This window comes from Lentibacillus halophilus (assembly GCF_055395055.1).
On record NZ_AP043750.1, the window covers coordinates 1,913,393 to 1,931,121 of the forward strand.

The 17,729-nt window shown below is 43.9% G+C and carries 14 protein-coding genes; 13 read left to right on the forward strand and 1 reads right to left on the reverse strand.

The window, feature by feature from the left end:
* Nucleotides 1-144: 144 nt before the first annotated feature.
* The 7 genes from ystJ to ACZ5Q7_RS09415 all read left to right on the forward strand — a co-directional run bounded on the left by ystJ (nt 145) and on the right by ACZ5Q7_RS09415 (nt 7,362).
* A complete protein-coding gene (gene ystJ / locus ACZ5Q7_RS09385) occupies nt 145-1,353 on the forward strand; it encodes an NADP-dependent malic enzyme (RefSeq protein WP_343750693.1) in 1,209 nt (402 codons plus the stop codon).
* A 100-nt stretch (nt 1,354-1,453) separates the two neighbouring features.
* The gene (locus ACZ5Q7_RS09390) at nt 1,454-2,071 is read left to right on the forward strand and encodes a FadR/GntR family transcriptional regulator (protein WP_343750692.1); all 618 of its coding nucleotides are present in this window, start codon (nt 1,454-1,456) and stop codon (nt 2,069-2,071) included.
* A gap of 79 nt (nt 2,072-2,150) precedes the next feature.
* Nucleotides 2,151-3,011, forward strand: coding sequence for an acetyl-CoA carboxylase, carboxyltransferase subunit beta (accD, locus tag ACZ5Q7_RS09395; RefSeq protein WP_343750619.1), 861 nt, complete (start codon nt 2,151-2,153; stop codon nt 3,009-3,011).
* Entirely contained in the window at nt 3,008-3,964 is a 957-nt protein-coding gene (gene accA, locus ACZ5Q7_RS09400) for an acetyl-CoA carboxylase carboxyl transferase subunit alpha (RefSeq protein WP_343750618.1), read from the forward strand. The genes accD and accA overlap by 4 nt, the downstream gene beginning before the upstream one ends.
* Before the next feature lie 166 nt (nt 3,965-4,130).
* A complete protein-coding gene (gene pfkA / locus ACZ5Q7_RS09405; protein WP_343750617.1) occupies nt 4,131-5,090 on the forward strand; it encodes a 6-phosphofructokinase in 960 nt (319 codons plus the stop codon).
* A 12-nt stretch (nt 5,091-5,102) separates the two neighbouring features.
* Nucleotides 5,103-6,863 carry a pyruvate kinase gene (gene pyk, locus ACZ5Q7_RS09410; RefSeq protein ID WP_343750616.1) on the forward strand — a complete coding sequence of 587 codons (1,761 nt, stop codon included), beginning with the start codon at nt 5,103-5,105 and terminating at the stop codon, nt 6,861-6,863.
* Between the two features lie 109 nt (nt 6,864-6,972).
* Nucleotides 6,973-7,362, forward strand: a complete 390-nt coding sequence (locus ACZ5Q7_RS09415; RefSeq protein ID WP_343750615.1) for an FxsA family protein — start codon at nt 6,973-6,975, stop codon at nt 7,360-7,362.
* Between the two features lie 7 nt (nt 7,363-7,369).
* On the opposite strand, the gene ytvI is transcribed toward ACZ5Q7_RS09415, so the two are convergent.
* Nucleotides 7,370-8,479 (reverse strand): sporulation integral membrane protein YtvI, encoded by a 1,110-nt coding sequence (gene ytvI, locus ACZ5Q7_RS09420; RefSeq protein ID WP_343750614.1) that lies wholly within the window; start codon nt 8,477-8,479, stop codon nt 7,370-7,372.
* A 276-nt stretch (nt 8,480-8,755) separates the two neighbouring features.
* On the opposite strand from ytvI, the gene citZ reads away from it, so the two are divergent.
* The 6 genes from citZ (at nt 8,756) to polA (ending at nt 17,725) form a co-directional block, all read left to right on the forward strand.
* Nucleotides 8,756-9,871: a citrate synthase gene (gene citZ / locus ACZ5Q7_RS09425; protein WP_343750613.1), complete on the forward strand. Its 1,116-nt coding sequence runs from the start codon at nt 8,756-8,758 to the stop codon at nt 9,869-9,871.
* Nucleotides 9,872-10,028: 157 nt separating this feature from the next.
* The gene (gene icd / locus ACZ5Q7_RS09430) at nt 10,029-11,300 is read left to right on the forward strand and encodes an NADP-dependent isocitrate dehydrogenase (protein WP_464432794.1); all 1,272 of its coding nucleotides are present in this window, start codon (nt 10,029-10,031) and stop codon (nt 11,298-11,300) included.
* Between the two features lie 56 nt (nt 11,301-11,356).
* Nucleotides 11,357-12,298: a malate dehydrogenase gene (gene mdh / locus ACZ5Q7_RS09435; protein ID WP_343750611.1), complete on the forward strand. Its 942-nt coding sequence runs from the start codon at nt 11,357-11,359 to the stop codon at nt 12,296-12,298.
* A gap of 178 nt (nt 12,299-12,476) precedes the next feature.
* Complete coding sequence (locus ACZ5Q7_RS09440) at nt 12,477-13,169, forward strand: response regulator transcription factor (protein ID WP_343750610.1); 693 nt, start codon at nt 12,477-12,479, stop codon at nt 13,167-13,169.
* Complete coding sequence (pnpS, locus tag ACZ5Q7_RS09445; RefSeq protein ID WP_343750609.1) at nt 13,169-14,539, forward strand: two-component system histidine kinase PnpS; 1,371 nt, start codon at nt 13,169-13,171, stop codon at nt 14,537-14,539. The genes ACZ5Q7_RS09440 and pnpS overlap by 1 nt, the downstream gene beginning before the upstream one ends.
* Nucleotides 14,540-15,082: 543 nt before the next feature.
* Nucleotides 15,083-17,725 carry a DNA polymerase I gene (polA, locus tag ACZ5Q7_RS09450; RefSeq protein WP_343750608.1) on the forward strand — a complete coding sequence of 881 codons (2,643 nt, stop codon included), beginning with the start codon at nt 15,083-15,085 and terminating at the stop codon, nt 17,723-17,725.
* The last annotated feature ends 4 nt before the right edge of the window (nt 17,726-17,729 follow it).

Below are 17,729 nucleotides of genomic sequence, written 5' to 3' on the forward strand. Positions count from 1 at the left end.
TGAATGACGCTTTATGTTTAACTTTACAGATGATCTCCATCTGTTATAATGAATCCATTAATTGGTCAGACCACCTTCCGGGAGACATCTAATACATAAAAGGGAGTGACTATTTTGTCAAGACTGCGTGATGAAGCGTTGCATATGCATAAAGTGAACAGGGGGAAGCTTTCCACAGAGTCAAAAGTGAAAGTGCGGAATGCCAAGGATTTGAGTCTTGCCTATTCACCGGGTGTGGCCGAGCCCTGTAAAGAAATTTATGATAATAAAGAAACCGTTTACGACTACACGATGAAGGGGAACATGGTGGGCGTCGTCAGTAATGGTTCAGCGGTGTTGGGACTCGGCAATATTGGAGCGGAAGCTTCGTTGCCTGTGATGGAAGGAAAATCAGTATTATTCAAAAGTTTCTCGGGCATTGATTCTTTTCCAATTTGTCTGGATTCCTACGATATAGATGGAATTGTACAGACGGTGAAGATGATGGAACCAACGTTTGGTGGGATTAATCTGGAGGATATTGCTGCTCCAGACTGTTTTGTCATTGAAGAGCGTCTAAAAAAGGAAACCAGTATCCCGATTTTTCACGATGATCAGCACGGCACTGCTATCGTAACCGTTGCCGGATTGATCAATGCGTTGAAATTGAGCGGCAAGGCATTTTCGGATATTAAAGTCGTAGCCAATGGTGCGGGCGCAGCAGGTATTGCCATTATTCAATTATTGTATCATGTTGGTGTCCGCGATATGATTATGTGTGATTCAAAAGGGGCAATCTTTGAAGGCCGGTCGTATGGTATGAATGACGTCAAAGAGGAAGTCGCCAAAATGACCAACAAAGATAAAAAAGAAGGCGGCCTGGAAGATATGCTGGAAGACGCGGACGTTTTCATCGGTGTCTCTGTCGGCGGCCTGTTAAGCAAGGAAATGATTGAAAAAATGACAGATGACCCAATTATTTTTGCGATGGCCAATCCAGATCCGGAAATTATGCCGGAAGATGCCAAAGAGGCCAATGTGAAAGTGATCGGTACCGGGCGCTCGGACTTTCCGAACCAAGTCAATAACGTTCTGGCATTTCCTGGTATTTTCCGGGGGGCTCTCGATGTCCGGGCCACCAGGATTAATGAAGAGATGAAAATAGCCGCGGCCGAAGCGATCGCATCCTTGATTGCAGATGACGAGCTGCGTGACGACTATGTTATTCCTGCTCCGTTCGATCCGAGAGTGGCGCCGCTAGTTGCATCCCATGTCGCCAAGGCAGCGATGGAATCCGGTGTGGCCCGAATGGATACCGATCCGGAAAAGGTGGCCGAGAAAACAAGACGATTGACACGGATTGATGAGGACTGATGTACAATACTACCCATGTGCCGGCTGAGCGAGTTTGTCTCGCCGATCCGGCCATCTGTACACCGTATAACCTATAAAAGGGGTGACTCCGGCTGTGTCCATGCTACCAAAACAAAAAGTATACCATGGTATTTTACAGGAGCTTCGGAACTATATTGAAGCGAATCATCTGCAGCCAGGGGATAAACTTCCATCGGAACGTGTGCTCTCTGAGCAGCTGCAGGCGGGACGGTCATCCATCCGCGAAGCATTGCGTGCAATGGAGCTTTTGGGATTGATTGAAACCAGACATGGGGAAGGCACTTTTTTAAGCACATATCGGCCGTACCATACGGTAGAGGTGCTTTCCTCATTTATTTTGCAAAGAAATAGCACAAAAAATGATCTCTTAATTGCAAAAAGAATCATTGAAAAAGAAGCTGCAAAGATTGCCTATGATGATATGCAGGGTGAAGATATCGGTCAATTGATTGACATCGTCTGGGATCAATCACTCAACGAAAATGCCAAACATGTCGCCTTCTTTCAATACTTATTTTATAAGACAGAAAATTTGCTGCTTGCCAAAGTGTGGCAGCTCATGGATGAATTTTCGTATACCATTTCCAGCCTATCATACGATGAGTCCTTTTATTTGCGACTCATCGATCTTTATCAGGGCAACCACTACGCTTCCATCGAGGAATTGTTTCACGATTTGCCGGTGAAAAATAATTGATGTCTTCGATGATTGGTGTGTCCGACTGTTTAAAGCAGACAGTAACGGTCCGGGTTTGTTAGGAAAAGGAGGAATTCCCTTGCTAAAGGATTTTTTCAGCAAAAAAAGAAAATATGCTACCATTCCCAATGAAGATAGTAAAATTGATATTCCCGAAGGTTTAATGAAAAAATGTCATCATTGCAATAAAATATACTATCGAAAAGAAATGAATAAGAATATGAACGTCTGTCCGAACTGTGACTATCACCATCCGTTGAGAGCATGGGATCGGATAGGCAGTTTATTTGATGAGGAGACGTTGGAGGAATGGGATAGAGATCTAACGACGACTAACCCGCTTGAATTTCCCGGATACGAGGAAAAAGTGGACAAAGATCGCCAAAAAACCGGTCTCCAGGAAGGTGTTGTCACCGGCAAAGGTGTGATGAATGGACAGGAAACTGCTTTCAGTGTAATGGATTCCAGTTTTCGTATGGGAAGCATGGGATCGGTCGTTGGTGAAAAAATCACCCGTGCTATCGAGAATGCCAAAAATGAATCATTGCCATTTATCATTTTTACTGCTTCCGGCGGTGCCAGGATGCAGGAAGGTGTGCTCAGTCTCATGCAAATGGCCAAAACATCCGTTGCAGTGAAACGGTTTTCTGAAGCCGGTGGTTTAATGATCTCTGTTATGACGCATCCGACGACTGGCGGGGTTACCGCGAGTTTTGCATCCATCGGTGACTACAATCTGGCTGAGCCTGGGGCCATGATCGGCTTTGCTGGCCGAAGGGTGATTGAACAAACCATCCGTGAAAAACTGCCGGAAGATTTTCAGACATCGGAATTTCTTCTAAAGCACGGTCAGCTTGATAAAGTGGTACACCGTCATGATCTGAAGAACCTCCTGACCGTTCTTCTTTCCATGCATGCACAAGGGAGGGAGAATGCATGAATCAAGTGCTTGATTTTGAAAAGCCGATTGTCGATTTAAAAGAGAAAATTGCTGAGTTAAAATCGTTTACAAACGACAGCAATATTGATCTGGAAACGGAAATAGCAACACTGGAAAAACGGCTGGAAAAATTGGAGAACGATATTTACGGCAATCTGCAACCATGGCATCGAGTGCAAATGGCACGTCACCAAAAACGTCCGACAACAATGGATTATATCGAAGCATTGTTCACGAATTTCATTGAATTCCACGGTGATCGCTCGTTTGGAGATGATGAAGCCATCGTTGCTGGTATTGCTTTTTATCATGATCGACCAGTGACCGTTATTGGCCATCAACGTGGGAAAGAGACGAAGGAAAATATTCGACGAAACTTTGGCATGCCGCATCCGGAAGGCTACCGGAAAGCACTGAGACATATGCACCAGGCGGAAAAGTTCAATCGTCCCATCGTCTGTTTCATTGATACGAAAGGGGCTTATCCAGGCAAGGCTGCTGAAGAACGAGGTCAAAGTGAAGCTATTGCCCATAACCTCGTGGAGATGGCCGGACTTTCAGTGCCCATCATTTGCATCGTCATTGGTGAAGGTGGAAGCGGTGGTGCATTGGGATTGGGTATCGGGGACCATATTCATATGCTTGAGAATTCCACCTATTCCGTTATTTCACCGGAAGGAGCTGCAGCATTGTTATGGAAAGATTCGACTTTGGCCAGGAAAGCTGCTGAAACGATGAAAATCACCGCCTATGATCTGAAGGAATTAGATATTGTTGATGAAATTATTAGCGAGCCAAGAGGTGGTGCTCATCAGGACACGTATCAGCAAGCACAAAATGTGGATGCTGTATTGGCAAAATCCCTTGATGAATTGATAGCTAAGCCTGTTGATGAATTGCTTGAAATGCGATGGGAAAAATATAAGCAAATCGGTGAATACCAGGAAATGTAATATTCTGTATGTTTATAGATGCAGTGATAAAAGAGGTTGACAAACGTCAGCCTCTTTCACTTTATCATCCCCATCAGTATGGATCCGGCAACTGAAATGATTGATATTTTTTCGATTTACATATATCTTGTAGGGAGATAACAGTGTTTAAGTATGAGGTGAAACAATGAGGAAAGTTGGCATTTTGACAAGCGGTGGAGATGCACCTGGCATGAACGCGGCCATTCGTGCTGTTGTGCGTAAAGCTATCTATCATGGCATTGACGTTTATGGTGTGAAAAATGGCTTCCAGGGTCTTATTGATGGTTATATAGAGAAGATGGATATTGGTTCTGTTGGCGACATTATTCAGCGCGGTGGCACCATCCTCCACTCAGCCAGAAGTGAGGATTTCAAACACGATGAAGGGCAGCAAAAAGGGATGGAACAAATGGAGAAATATGGCCTTGAAGGATTGATTATCATTGGTGGGGACGGTAGTTTTCGCGGTGCGGAAAAACTGACAAAAAAGGGATATCCATGCATTGGAATTCCCGGAACGATTGACAACGATATTGCTGGTACGGACTTCACGATTGGCTTTGATACAGCGTTAAACACCGTTATTGACGCCATTGACAAAATTCGCGATACAGCATCGTCACATGAACGATCATTCATCATTGAAGTGATGGGCAGAAACGCTGGTGACTTGGCACTATGGGCTGGTCTTGCTGATGGGGCCGAGAGCATTTTGATACCGGAAAAACAAGATGAACTCCAAGAAATTGTCGATCGTCTCAATCGCGGACAAAACCGCGGGAAAAAACATAGCATTATTATCCTTGCTGAAGGTGTTGGAAGTGCGTTTGGCTATGCCGATAAAATAAAAGAACAGGCTGATTTGGAAACGCGTGTTACCGTTCTCGGCCATATTCAACGTGGCGGCTCCCCGACAGCCTCGGATAGGGTGCTTGCCAGCCGGCTTGGAGCACAATCCATCGAGTTGCTTTTAAACGGTGAAGCCGGGAAGATGGCAGGTATTCAAAACAATAGGCTGGTTGCCCATACGTTCGCGGATGTATTGGCACAAAAACACACCATTGATTTCAGCATGTACCAATTATCAAAAGAGCTGTCGATTTAAGGAGGCTGGAAAATGCGAAAAACAAAAATTGTGTGTACCATCGGACCATCATCGGAATCTGTTGAGACGTTGACACAATTGATAGATGCGGGAATGAACGTAGCGAGGCTGAATTTTTCCCATGGGAATTATGACGAGCATAAAATGCGGATTAACCAAATCCGGGAGGCAGCAGCCAAAACAGGAAAAACAGTTGCCATTCTTTTGGATACAAAAGGGCCGGAGATAAGGACGGGCTCGTTTATTAACGGAGAAGCCGACATTCTGAAGGATAGCATTGTTTATGTGACCATGGATGACATCGAAGGAACCGCCGAACGATTTTCCATCACGTACAGTGGACTCATTGATGATGTCCATCCGGGATCGAAAATTTTACTGGATGATGGATTGATTGAACTGGAAGTGCTGGAAATTGACCATGAAAGACGGGAACTGAAAACTAAAGCCTTGAATGAAGGTACTATAAAAAATAAAAAAGGTGTCAATGTGCCGAATGTTAGAATCAATTTGCCCGGAATCACTGATAAAGATGCGGCAGATATTAAATTTGGCATCGAGCAGGGTGTGGATTTTATCGCAGCATCCTTCGTTAGGCGCCCGTCCGATATACTGGAAATCCAGGAATTGCTTGAAGCATACGATGCCACTCATCTAAATGTCATTCCTAAAATCGAAAATCAGGAAGGTATTGACAATATTGAATCCATTTTGGAAGTCAGTGACGGTCTGATGGTGGCCCGCGGCGACCTTGGCGTGGAGACCCCCGCACAGGATGTACCGCTTGTACAAAAAGAACTGATTGCACAATGCAATACAGTTGGTAAGCCGGTTATCATTGCCACTCAGATGCTTGATTCCATGGAGCGAAATCCACGCCCGACAAGAGCGGAGGCCTCGGATGTAGCAAATGCTATTTTTGACGGAACGGATGCAATCATGCTCTCCGGCGAAACAGCTGCGGGAGATTATCCAATTGAATCGGTTCAAACGATGAATGCTATCGCGAGGAAAACCGAGACGGCTCTGGATCACACATTGATACTGAGCAACCGATCCAAGTCTTCCCATATGACAATCACCGATGCCATCAGTCAATCAGTAACTCATACGGCGATGAATTTATCTGTTAGTGCCATCATTACACCAACAGAAAGCGGACATACCGCCAGAATGATTTCCAAATATCGCCCGAAGGTACCAATAGTAGCTGTTACATTTTCCGAAGTAGTCAACAGGCAATTGGGGTTGGTCTGGGGTGTGCATGCTATAATGGGCAACAAAGCGCGTTCAACCGATGAAATGCTGGACATATCCATTGACCAAAGTTTGAGCACTGACTTGTTTGAACGAGGAAGCAGGGTGATTATTACAGCAGGTGTTCCAGTCGGCGAAAGCGGCACAACCAATTTGATGAAAGTTCATGTCATAGGAGATGTAATGGCTAAAGGTCAAGGAATAGGCCGCGGAAGTGCATATGGCAGAGCGGTTACTGCCCGGAATGCTGAAGATGCGCTCGCAAAGGTCGAAGAAAATGATATTCTTGTGACGTATGGAACAGATCGTGATATGATGGAGTCCGTTAAAAAAGCAGCCGGTATCGTTACCGAAGAAGGTGGATTGACGTCTCATGCAGCGGTCGTCGGTTTAAGTCTCGGAATTCCTGTTGTTGTTGGGGTGAAGGACGTGTTCACTCATATGGAAGACGGAATGGACATCACCATTGATGGTGCAAAAGGTGATATTTACCGAGGACATGCCAGTGTATTATAGAATGCCAATTCCGACTGAGCCATTGGCGTCACGATGTTTCATAACGGGGGAACCGTTTACTTTTTATCATAAATGTTATGAAAGCCGAAAAAACTAAAAGGGTGATAGCGTGCGTTGGCTGTTATTAGCTTTACTGATTATACCCGCTTTGGAAATAGGTGTTTTTATTTGGGCGGGCAACATCATCGGTCCCTGGTGGGTTGTCGCATTAATTATTTTAACCGGGGTTGCCGGTGTTTCCCTTGCTAAAAAACAGGGAACTGAGACGTGGCAGAGGGCTCAACGATCCATGAATAGCGGGCAGGTGCCTGCCGATGCTTTAATTGATGGCATCTGCATCTTTATTGGCGGTGTATTTCTGTTCTCCCCGGGATTCATAACTGATGCGGTCGGCTTTATGCTCGTGATCCCAATTACAAGACGTCCTTTCAAACGTATGGTCCAGCACCTATTACGGCACATGATGAATAACAGTAACATTATATACCGTCGATGGTAGACATGGATCAAGCCCCTTTTATGAAATGGGCCAACCAGTGGAAAGCGCCTGCTTGATAGAGAACTTTACCGACAACAGCTATGAATGGTCCTGCCAGCAGTCCGCCTGCACCCCATAATTGAAAACCGGCAAACATTGCCGTCAGTGTCGCCAGGGGGCTGAGTCCCACGTAGTTCGATAACAATTTTGGCTCAAGCAGTTCTCGTTGTACAACGACGATCGCATACAGGATCACCAGCTTAATTGTTATGGAATGATCGCCTGTCATAAATACGTAAATGATCCATGGGATGAAAACAATGCCTGTACCAATAAATGGCAGTATATCCAAACCTGTCGCAAGCAGCGCGATGGTCAGGGCATGATTGATACCGGCTGCCGAAAGCCCTATATAGATTGTCGCTGCTGTTATCGTAAGCAGTACTATTTGAGCTTTGATAAATCCGCATACAGCTCGTCTCAATTGAACCCAGATAGTGCTGCAGATGGTACGGACGGTTGCCGGAACCTTTTTATTCCAGGTGTGGGTCAAAGCATACCAATCGCTTGTCATGAAAAAAGCAGCCATGACAATAAACAGAAAAACGGCTACATAGCCAGGGAGTTTGGCTAATACTGCCGGGATTTGCATGAGAACATTCCGCAATACAACAGCAACGTCATTCGCCCATTGGCTGATCAGTTTATTGACGTGATCATAAATGGTGGTTTGCTGGTCGGAGCTCAATGAATGGAAAAAGGAGCTAAACTTTTCAAATAATGGAAACAGTTTGTCGTCGAACACATCACTTATAATAATCAGCAAATGCTCAAAATAAGCCGGGACGCGCTCAGCTAAATAAGTGGTTCCGTGAACCATTTCGGCCGTAATAAAATAAAGCGAGAACGCAGCCATAACGATAATCGCTGCCATCACAAAGAAAGCAGCCGGAGCGCGCGGCAGCCGAGCTTTATTTTCCAAAAATGTGACGATGGGATTAAGAACTATCGAAAGCAATATAGCAAGCAAAAAAGGGTATATGTAAGGCAATGTATGCTTCAACACTATGTACCCTGCTATAAAAACACCTATAACAACGCATGCGCGCAGCACTGGAAACAACTTTTCTTTGTACAATACCGCCCCTCCAAGTGCCCATTAGACTTGTACTATTTTACATATGATAAACAACGGCGAAATAGACGTCATCCAGCATTATTACATGATGAAAGACATAACTTTTTGTAAGAAGCTTCTTCTTAATGTAGAAATATTGCTGGTTTTAATCAGTTTTCATTCACATTAGTTGTATAATACTTTATAATTGGGCTTGGGGATGGCAATCACTTTGTAATAATCACGGTTACTTGAACTTGATGAATGAACCATTCATAGAAAAGGAGAGGGTTTGTTATGTCAACAGCAAAAGGGTTGGAAGGAATTGTGGCAACACAGTCGTCCGTCAGTTCCATTATTAATGATCAGCTCACCTATGCTGGTTATACGATTGATGATTTGGCTGAGAATTCAAGTTTTGAAGAAGTCGTCTTTTTATTGTGGAATTTACGGCTCCCGAATCAGTCAGAGCTCGATCAGTTTAAACATGATCTGTCTATCAACATGACATTGCCGGAAGCGGTTATTGACCATTTACATTCATATGATCTATCAACAGTTCATCCAATGGCTGCTCTCCGCTCTGCTGTATCAATATTGGGGTTGCATGACGATGAAGCTGATGTGATGGAACAAGCGTCCAATAAGCGAAAAGCGGTGCGCCTGCAGGCTAAAATTGCAACGATCGTAACGGCTTTTGCCCGCATCCGCAAAGGCAAAGAACCCATCCAACCAAAGGAAAATCTGAGCTTTGCGGCCAATTTCCTGTATATGTTGAATGGCGAGAAACCGAAAGACATCGAGGAAGAAGCCATCAATAAGGCGTTAATATTGCATGCGGATCATGAATTGAATGCATCCACATTTACAGCGCGCGTGTGTGTTGCAACACTGTCGGATATTTATTCCGGTGTGACCGCGGCTATCGGGGCATTAAAGGGACCGCTGCACGGCGGAGCCAATGAGCGTGTGATGGAGATGCTCACAGACATTGGTGACGAAGACAGGGCGATTCCATACGTCAAAGAGAAAATGGCCAATCAAGAAAAGATTATGGGAATGGGCCACCGGGTGTATAAAAATGGTGACCCACGTGCGAAATACTTAAAACGAATGTCGAAGGAGTTAACAAAAATTACTGAACAACCGAAATGGTATAACATGTCGGTTTCGATCGAAGACTACATCAAAGAAGAAAAAGGATTGCCGGCAAATGTTGACTTCTATTCCGCATCGGTTTATCACAGTTTGGGTATTGATCACGACCTGTTTACACCTATTTTTGCAACAAGCCGTGTATCCGGCTGGCTGGCTCATATACTGGAACAATACGATAATAATCGCCTGATCCGTCCGCGTTCTGAATATGTCGGACCAGAAACACAGACCTATATTCCCATTGAAAATCGCTGAAACCTTTGAGAACTTAATCATACAGCGCCGGGCTGATGCCATATCAAAAAAGCCCGGCTATTGTATGGCCAATCCGTTTGGTATATCAAGGTTTTACCGTGATACCTGACATTATGGTAAAATGAACGTGTATGAAATTAAACAGGAGGTAATCTTAATGACACAAGGTGAAAAAATTACTGTTGAAAACGGTGAAATGAATGTTCCCAACCACCCGGTTATTCCTTTTATCGAAGGTGACGGCACCGGTCCGGATATTTGGGCAGCGGCACGCCGCGTGATTGAGGCAGCCGTTGAAAAAGCTTATAACGGTGAAAAGCAGATTGAATGGAAAGAAGTCTATGCCGGTCAAAAATCGTATGATCGAACCGGTGAATGGCTTCCGGATGAAACCCTTCAAACCATTGATGACTATAAAATTGCTATTAAAGGACCACTCACAACACCAATCGGCGGTGGCATCCGTTCGTTGAACGTTGCGCTTCGCCAGGAATTGGATTTGTTTACATGCTTGCGTCCGGTACAGTATTTCAGTGGTGTTCCATCCCCGGTTAAACATCCAGAAGACGTAGACATGGCCATTTTCCGTGAAAATACAGAAGATATTTACGCTGGCATCGAATGGCAAAAAGGCACTGAAGATGTAGAAAAAGTAGTCCGTTTTCTGCAGGATGATATGGGTGTTGATAGTATCCGTTTTCCTGAAACATCCGGCATTGGTATTAAACCGGTATCCGAAGACGGATCAAAGCGCCTGATTCGTGCTGCCATTGATTACGCCATTAAGGAAGGTCGCCGAAATGTCACCTTGGTACATAAAGGCAATATTATGAAATTCACGGAAGGATCCTTTAAATCATGGGGTTATGAAGTTGCCGAACAAGAATATGGTGACAAAGTCTTTACATGGGCAGAGTATGACCGGATTGTTGAAAAAGAAGGCAAAGAAGCAGCCAACAAGGCGGAAGATGAAGCAGTTGCTGCCGGCAAATTGGTTGTAAAAGACGCCATTGCCGATATCTTTTTGCAGCAAATTCTGACCCGTCCAAAAGAATTTGATGTTGTTGCAACGATGAACCTAAATGGGGATTATATTTCCGATGCACTGGCTGCACAAGTCGGCGGTATAGGTATTGCGCCGGGAGCGAATATCAACTATGATACCGGTCATGCCATTTTTGAAGCAACCCACGGCACAGCTCCTAAATATGCCGGCATGGACAAAGTGAACCCATCTTCCGTCATTTTGTCAGCGGTATTGATGCTTGAACATCTGGAGTGGAGAGAAGCAGCCAACTTGATTTCAAAAGCGATGGACAAGACCATTGCTTCCAAAGTGGTTACTTATGACTTTGCACGTATGATGGATGGGGCTACTGAAGTGAAAACAAGTGGATTCGCTGATGAACTCATCAAAAATATGAATTGACTGTCAAATCCGGAGCACTCGGCATACTACATTTTCTTATTGGAAGGTGAAAGACTATGTCTATTAGACGCAAGAAAATAACTGTCATCGGTTCTGGATCCACTGGCGCCACCACTGCCCTGATGATGGCACAAAAAGAATTTGGTGATGTTGTATTAGTGGATATTCCGGATAAGGAAGACCCAACAAAGGGAAAAGCGCTGGATATGAAAGAAGCAAGTCCTGTTCAAGGATTTGATGCCAACATTATCGGAACGGCGGATTATAAAGATACAGCAGGTTCCGATCTGGTTATCATTACAGCCGGTATCGCGCGAAAACCCGGAATGAGTCGTGACGACTTGGTTAACACAAATGCCAAAATCATGAAATCCGTCACGCAGGACATTGTTGCTCATTCACCGGAGACGACTATTATTGTTTTGACTAACCCGGTGGATGCTATGACTTATACGGTATTTAAAGAATCCGGACTTCCGAAAGAACGGGTGATCGGTCAATCCGGCATATTGGATACAGCGCGGTTCCGCACGTTTATTGCAGAGGAATTAAACCTGTCCGTAAAAGACATCTCTGGTTTTGTCCTTGGCGGTCATGGCGATGACATGGTTCCATTGATTCGCTATTCCCATGCAGGCGGTATTCCGCTCGACAAGCTGATTTCTCAAGACCGCCTTGATGCCATTGTTGAGCGCACACGCAAAGGTGGCGGAGAAATCGTCGGTCTATTGGGCAATAGCAGTGCTTATTACGCACCGGCCGCTTCCCTCACCGTTATGGCTGAAGCCATTTTGAAAGATCAGCGGCGCGTCCTTCCATCCATTGCCTATCTCGAAGGGGAGTATGGTTATCGTGACATTTATCTCGGTGTGCCAACAGTTATTGGCGGGAATGGTCTGGAAGATATCATTGAATTGGATCTGACCGATGATGAAACAGCAGCGTTGGACCGGTCAGCCGAAACCGTAAAAAATGTACTTGATGTGCTTCGTTCATGACAATAATAGGAAAAGCTTCTCCTACCTTCTTCAAAGTAGAGAGAAGCTTTTTCTATATACCGAATGCAACCATTCATCACTAGCATAACCATGGCTTTTCTGTTACGATCTATTCACATCATTTCCTGTTCATTGTAAGATGAAAACAACTAAGCTGATGGGGAACGGAGAATGTGTCATGAAAAAACGGATTTTGGTTGTTGATGATGAATCATCCATTGTCACGCTTTTGACATTCAACCTGGAACAGTCAGGATTTGAAACGGATACGGCATATGACGGAAAAGAAGCAGTCCGAAAAACAGAAAAAGAAACCTATCATTTAATCATACTTGATCTGATGCTTCCGGAAATGGACGGGAGGGAAGTATGCAGACATTTGCGTTACAAACAGATTGACACACCGATTCTGATGTTGACGGCCAAAGATGATGAATTTGATAAAGTTCTCGGTTTAGAGCTTGGCGCAGATGATTATTTGACCAAGCCTTTCAGTGTGAAAGAAGTCACTGCACGGACGAAAGCGATATTAAGACGGACTGAAAAGACTGACAAAATTTCCGGCGCTTCATTGAACATAGGCAGTCTTGTTATTTTTCCAAATCGGTATGAAGCGGAAATGAATGGAAAACTTCTAACGTTTACCAAAAAGGAGTTTGAGTTATTACATTATCTTGTATTACATAAAGGAAATGTCTTATCACGTGAGCAGCTTTTACGTGCAGTCTGGAATTATGATTTCGCAGGTGATACCCGTATCGTTGATGTCCATATCAGCCGTTTGCGGGAAAAAATTGAACCGAATACCAGAAAACCAATCTATATTAAAACCATAAGGGGACTGGGGTATAAATTGGAGGAACCAACATAATGCGATTGCGTCCATTATTCACAAAACCATTGGCCGCCTATCATGCGAGTATTTTTATACTATTGATTGCAACAGGTGCGATCATCAGCCTACTGACAAACGAGTATATTATTCTCGGATCAATTTTGATTGTGGAATACGTAGGCTTGCTTATAATCATGCTACACGTTTATGAAAAATATATGAAACCCATCAAAAAAACTACAAAAGCTGTGAATGAATTCCTTAAAGGAAATTATCGAACCCGTATTCAACATACAGAAAGCGGTAATATTGGTGAATTAAATAACAAATTAAATGAACTGGCACGGAATTTAAGTGAATTTCGGATGCAAGAACAAATGAAGGAAGAGCAATTGTCCACGGTAATTGATAACACACAGAGCGGACTTGTTTTACTGGATGGAAAAGGGTATATCCATTTGGTGAATCGGAAATTTCTATCTATGTTCGGTGGCGAATCCGGGGATTACCGCAGTTTTTTATACTATGATGTGCTGGAAAATGAAACGATTCATGAAACTGTTCAACAAACGTTTCTGTATGAAAGAAATATTATTGAATCGTTTACACAAGTCATTGACGTCGATAAAAGGTATATTGAGATCATTGGTGCGCCCATTTTTAATGAACGGAATATGCTGAAAGGCGCCGTGTTGCTGCTTTATGACATCACCCATCTGAAGAAACTTGAATTGATGCGAAAAGATTTTGTAGCCAACGTATCGCATGAACTGAAGACACCGATCACCTCCATTACAGGATTTGCCGAAACATTGCTGAATGGGGCGATGAATGATAAAAAAACACTGCATAGTTTTCTAACCATCATCTATGACGAAAGCTATCGTCTGCAAGGGTTAATTGAAGACCTGCTGACGTTATCCGAATTGGAAAAAGATAATTTCAAACTTGCCAAAACAACGGTGCATATGGATAAATTGACAGGAGAGATTATTCCAATTATTCAACATCGTGCTGAACAAAAAGGGATTAACATGGAGATGAATGTTCAGGAAGGGATTACGTTGCAAGGCGATAGGGAGCGAATCAAACAGGTGGTTATCAACTTACTGACCAATGCTATCAATTATTCACCAGAAAATGGCGAGGTGATACTAACCGTGTTTGATGAAACGGAATATGTTCATGTGTCCGTGTCCGATAATGGCATTGGCATTGACCAGGCAGTAATCCCGAGAATTTTTGAACGATTTTATCGAGTGGATAAGGCCCGCAGCCGGAATACAGGTGGAACGGGACTCGGTTTGGCTATTGTAAAACATATTGTGGAAGTTCATGATGGCCATATATCCGTTGAAAGTGAACCGGATAACGGGTCAACGTTTCATGTTTACTTGCCCAAATAAAACAAAGCGGGGCTGGGACAAGACTGAACAAATTGCTTCTAAATACGAACGATATATTTAAGGTGTGGCCATCGCTCCGGAAAAACACTGCGCTTTCACCTTACCAGGCACAAGCGCGACATCTGTTCAAGCTTTCTTTGGTCGCTTTCACAGTGTCTTCTTTGCCGCGGGCGCTGATAAGCCTCCTCGTGCTCGTCGCGTTGCAAGCTTATTCGTCGAAGCCTACGCTCCTCGCAGGTCGAAGCCTACTCATGGAAGCTTTGCTTTGTGCTTATCGCACTGCGGGGTCTTATCTAGGCTTTTCATCCCGCAGGAATCTCCGTGTTTTTCCTACGCTAAACGAAAAATCCGAACTGATTCAGGTTTTTTCGAATCATAGTTCGGATTTTTATTTGACTAAACGTTTTTTGTCCCAGCCTCGTTTCTGTTTTTTGTAAATGATTTCTTTTACTGGTCTGAAAACCGGGAGATAATCTTTTGAATCAGGCATGGATAATGATAAACTATATTTACCAGGCAGACACGGATCGGAGGATTTGACGTATGTCGAACAAACTTGTATTGATTGATGGCAACAGTGTGATTTACCGGGCATTTTTTGCACTGCCGCTGTTAAATAACGAAAAAGGTGTCTATACCAATGCCGTGTATGGTTTTACGAATATGCTTCTAAAAATATTGGAGGACGAACAGCCGACTCACTTGCTTGTCGCTTTCGATGCTGGAAAAACCACATTTCGTCATGAAACCTATAAGGAATATAAAGGAGGACGTCAAAAGACACCACCGGAGCTGTCGGAACAAATTCCACTTCTGAAAGAAGTCTTGGATGCATTTCACGTAGCTCACTATCAGCTTCAACTATATGAAGCGGACGACATTATCGGTACACTCTCAAACCAGGCCCAGGAAAAAGGATGGGATATCACGGTCATTTCCGGAGACAGAGATCTGCTTCAGCTTGTATCGGAGCATGTCACCGTTCATTTAACCAAAAAAGGAATCAGTGACGTTGAACCGTATACCCCTGCTTTTATGAAAGAAAAAATGGACATTACCCCACATCAACTTATCGACCTTAAGGCATTGATGGGGGATAATTCGGACAATATCCCAGGTGTTCCTGGTATTGGTGAGAAAACAGCCACCAAACTTCTGAAACAATTTCATTCAGTCGATAACGTGTATGACCGGCTGGATGAGGTGAGCGGTGCCAAATTAAAAGAAAAATTGGATGATTATAAAGAAGAAGCTTTTATGAGCAAACAGCTTGTCACCATCGATCAATATTCCCCCATTGACGTGACGATAGATGATATTGCGTATAGTGGCTATGCGCAGGCGGATGTCCGAGCCATCTTTAAGGACTTGGGATTCCAGTCGCTTTTGAGCCGGATAAATAGTGAGCAGGCGGTTGAAGAAGACGACGAACAAACAGAACTCCGCGCTATTTCTTACGTGATTGCTGATGATGTTACTGAAGACATGCTTGGCGATAAATCGGCGCTGGTACTGGAGATGCTTGAAGACAATTACCATTATGCTGAGATAGAAGGCATCGGGATTGTGAATGCGACAAATGCTTTTTTTATTCCTACACAAACTGCTTTGAATTCCCATTTGTTTCAGACATGGGTCGAGGACAGCAGCAAACAGAAAATTGTTTTTGATGCTAAAAAAACGTTGGTTGCTTTACTAAACCGAGGCATTCACATCCAGGGAATTGTCTTTGATATGTTGCTGACGTCTTACTTGCTTAATCCCGCTGATAACAATCATGATATTCCAACCATTGCCCGTCGGTTGGGGGAAACCGATGTATTATTTGACGAAGAAGTGTACGGGAAAGGCGCCAAAATGAACGTACCTGAACAGGCTGAATTAAGCGACCATATCGTTCGTAAAGCGAGCCTTCTTTTCCGGTTAAAAGAGGATATGGAAACGCAGCTGAAAGACAATGAACAATATGAATTATTAAAGACACTGGAGTTGCCCCTTGCTCTTATTTTGGGTGAAATGGAATATACCGGAGTGTTAGTCGACACCGAACGCCTGCGGGAAATGGACAACAGTCTGAAGGAGCGTTTGCAGGATCTTGAAGAAGACATTCATCATTTGGCTGGTGAAGAATTCAATCTCAATTCACCAAAACAGCTCGGTCCGATTTTGTTTGAAAAGTTAGGGTTACCAGTCATTAAAAAGACGAAGACCGGCTACTCGACCGCCGCTGACGTTCTGGAGCAGCTGCAGCATGAGCATGACATTATTCCGAAACTCTTGCTGTACAGACAGCTCAGTAAGCTGCAGTCTACCTATCTGACTGGATTGCTACGGGTGGTGGATGCGAACACTCAAAAAATCCATACCCGTTTCAATCAGGCACTGACTCAGACCGGTCGGTTAAGCTCGATTGATCCCAATTTGCAAAACATTCCCATCCGGCTGGAGGAAGGACGCAAAATACGTCAGGCGTTTATTCCTTCCCAAACGGACTGGATCATGTTTGCAGCAGACTATTCGCAAATCGAACTGCGTGTTCTAGCGCATATAGCAAACGACAGTAAATTGGTAGAGGCATTCAGGAATAACTTGGATATCCACACCAGGACGGCCATGGACGTGTTTCACGTTGATAAAGATAATGTAACAGACAATATGCGTCGTCAGGCTAAGGCAGTCAACTTCGGGATTGTATATGGCATTAGTGATTTCGGTTTATCCCAAAGTCTTGGGATTACACGCAAAGAAGCGAAGCAGTTCATTGATCGTTATTTTGAAAGTTATCCGGATGTTAAACGATATATGGATGATATTGTTCAACAAGCCAAACATCAAGGATATGTGACGACGTTGATGAAACGAAGACGTTATTTGCCGGATATCACAAGCAGGAATTTCAACCGGCGTTCTTTTGCCGAGCGGACGGCTATGAATACCCCTGTCCAAGGAAGTGCTGCCGATATTATTAAAAGAGCCATGATCGATTTGAATCACACATTAAAAGATGAAAACATGCACGCACGTATGCTTTTGCAAGTGCACGACGAATTAATTCTTGAAGCACCGAAAGAAGAAATTGACTCTCTGAAGACAATGGTACCAGCTGTCATGGAATCCACCGTAGATTTGGATGTACCATTGGAAGTTGAATACGAATATGGCGACAGTTGGTTTGATGCCAAATAAGGGG

What these genes read in the sequence shown, in the direction of transcription:
- ACZ5Q7_RS09390 (WP_343750692.1), top strand. Translation starts at nt 1,454, where the DNA reads ATGCTACCAAAACAAAAAGTATACCATGGTATTTTACAGGAGCTTCGG.
- ACZ5Q7_RS09440 (WP_343750610.1), top strand. Translation starts at nt 12,477, where the DNA reads ATGAAAAAACGGATTTTGGTTGTTGATGATGAATCATCCATTGTCACG.
- polA (WP_343750608.1), top strand. Translation starts at nt 15,083, where the DNA reads ATGTCGAACAAACTTGTATTGATTGATGGCAACAGTGTGATTTACCGG.
- mdh (WP_343750611.1), top strand. Translation starts at nt 11,357, where the DNA reads ATGTCTATTAGACGCAAGAAAATAACTGTCATCGGTTCTGGATCCACT.
- pfkA (WP_343750617.1), top strand. Translation starts at nt 4,131, where the DNA reads ATGAGGAAAGTTGGCATTTTGACAAGCGGTGGAGATGCACCTGGCATG.
- ystJ (WP_343750693.1), top strand. Translation starts at nt 145, where the DNA reads ATGCATAAAGTGAACAGGGGGAAGCTTTCCACAGAGTCAAAAGTGAAA.
- citZ (WP_343750613.1), top strand. Translation starts at nt 8,756, where the DNA reads ATGTCAACAGCAAAAGGGTTGGAAGGAATTGTGGCAACACAGTCGTCC.
- pyk (WP_343750616.1), top strand. Translation starts at nt 5,103, where the DNA reads ATGCGAAAAACAAAAATTGTGTGTACCATCGGACCATCATCGGAATCT.
- pnpS (WP_343750609.1), top strand. Translation starts at nt 13,169, where the DNA reads ATGCGATTGCGTCCATTATTCACAAAACCATTGGCCGCCTATCATGCG.
- accA (WP_343750618.1), top strand. Translation starts at nt 3,008, where the DNA reads ATGAATCAAGTGCTTGATTTTGAAAAGCCGATTGTCGATTTAAAAGAG.
- icd (WP_464432794.1), top strand. Translation starts at nt 10,029, where the DNA reads ATGACACAAGGTGAAAAAATTACTGTTGAAAACGGTGAAATGAATGTT.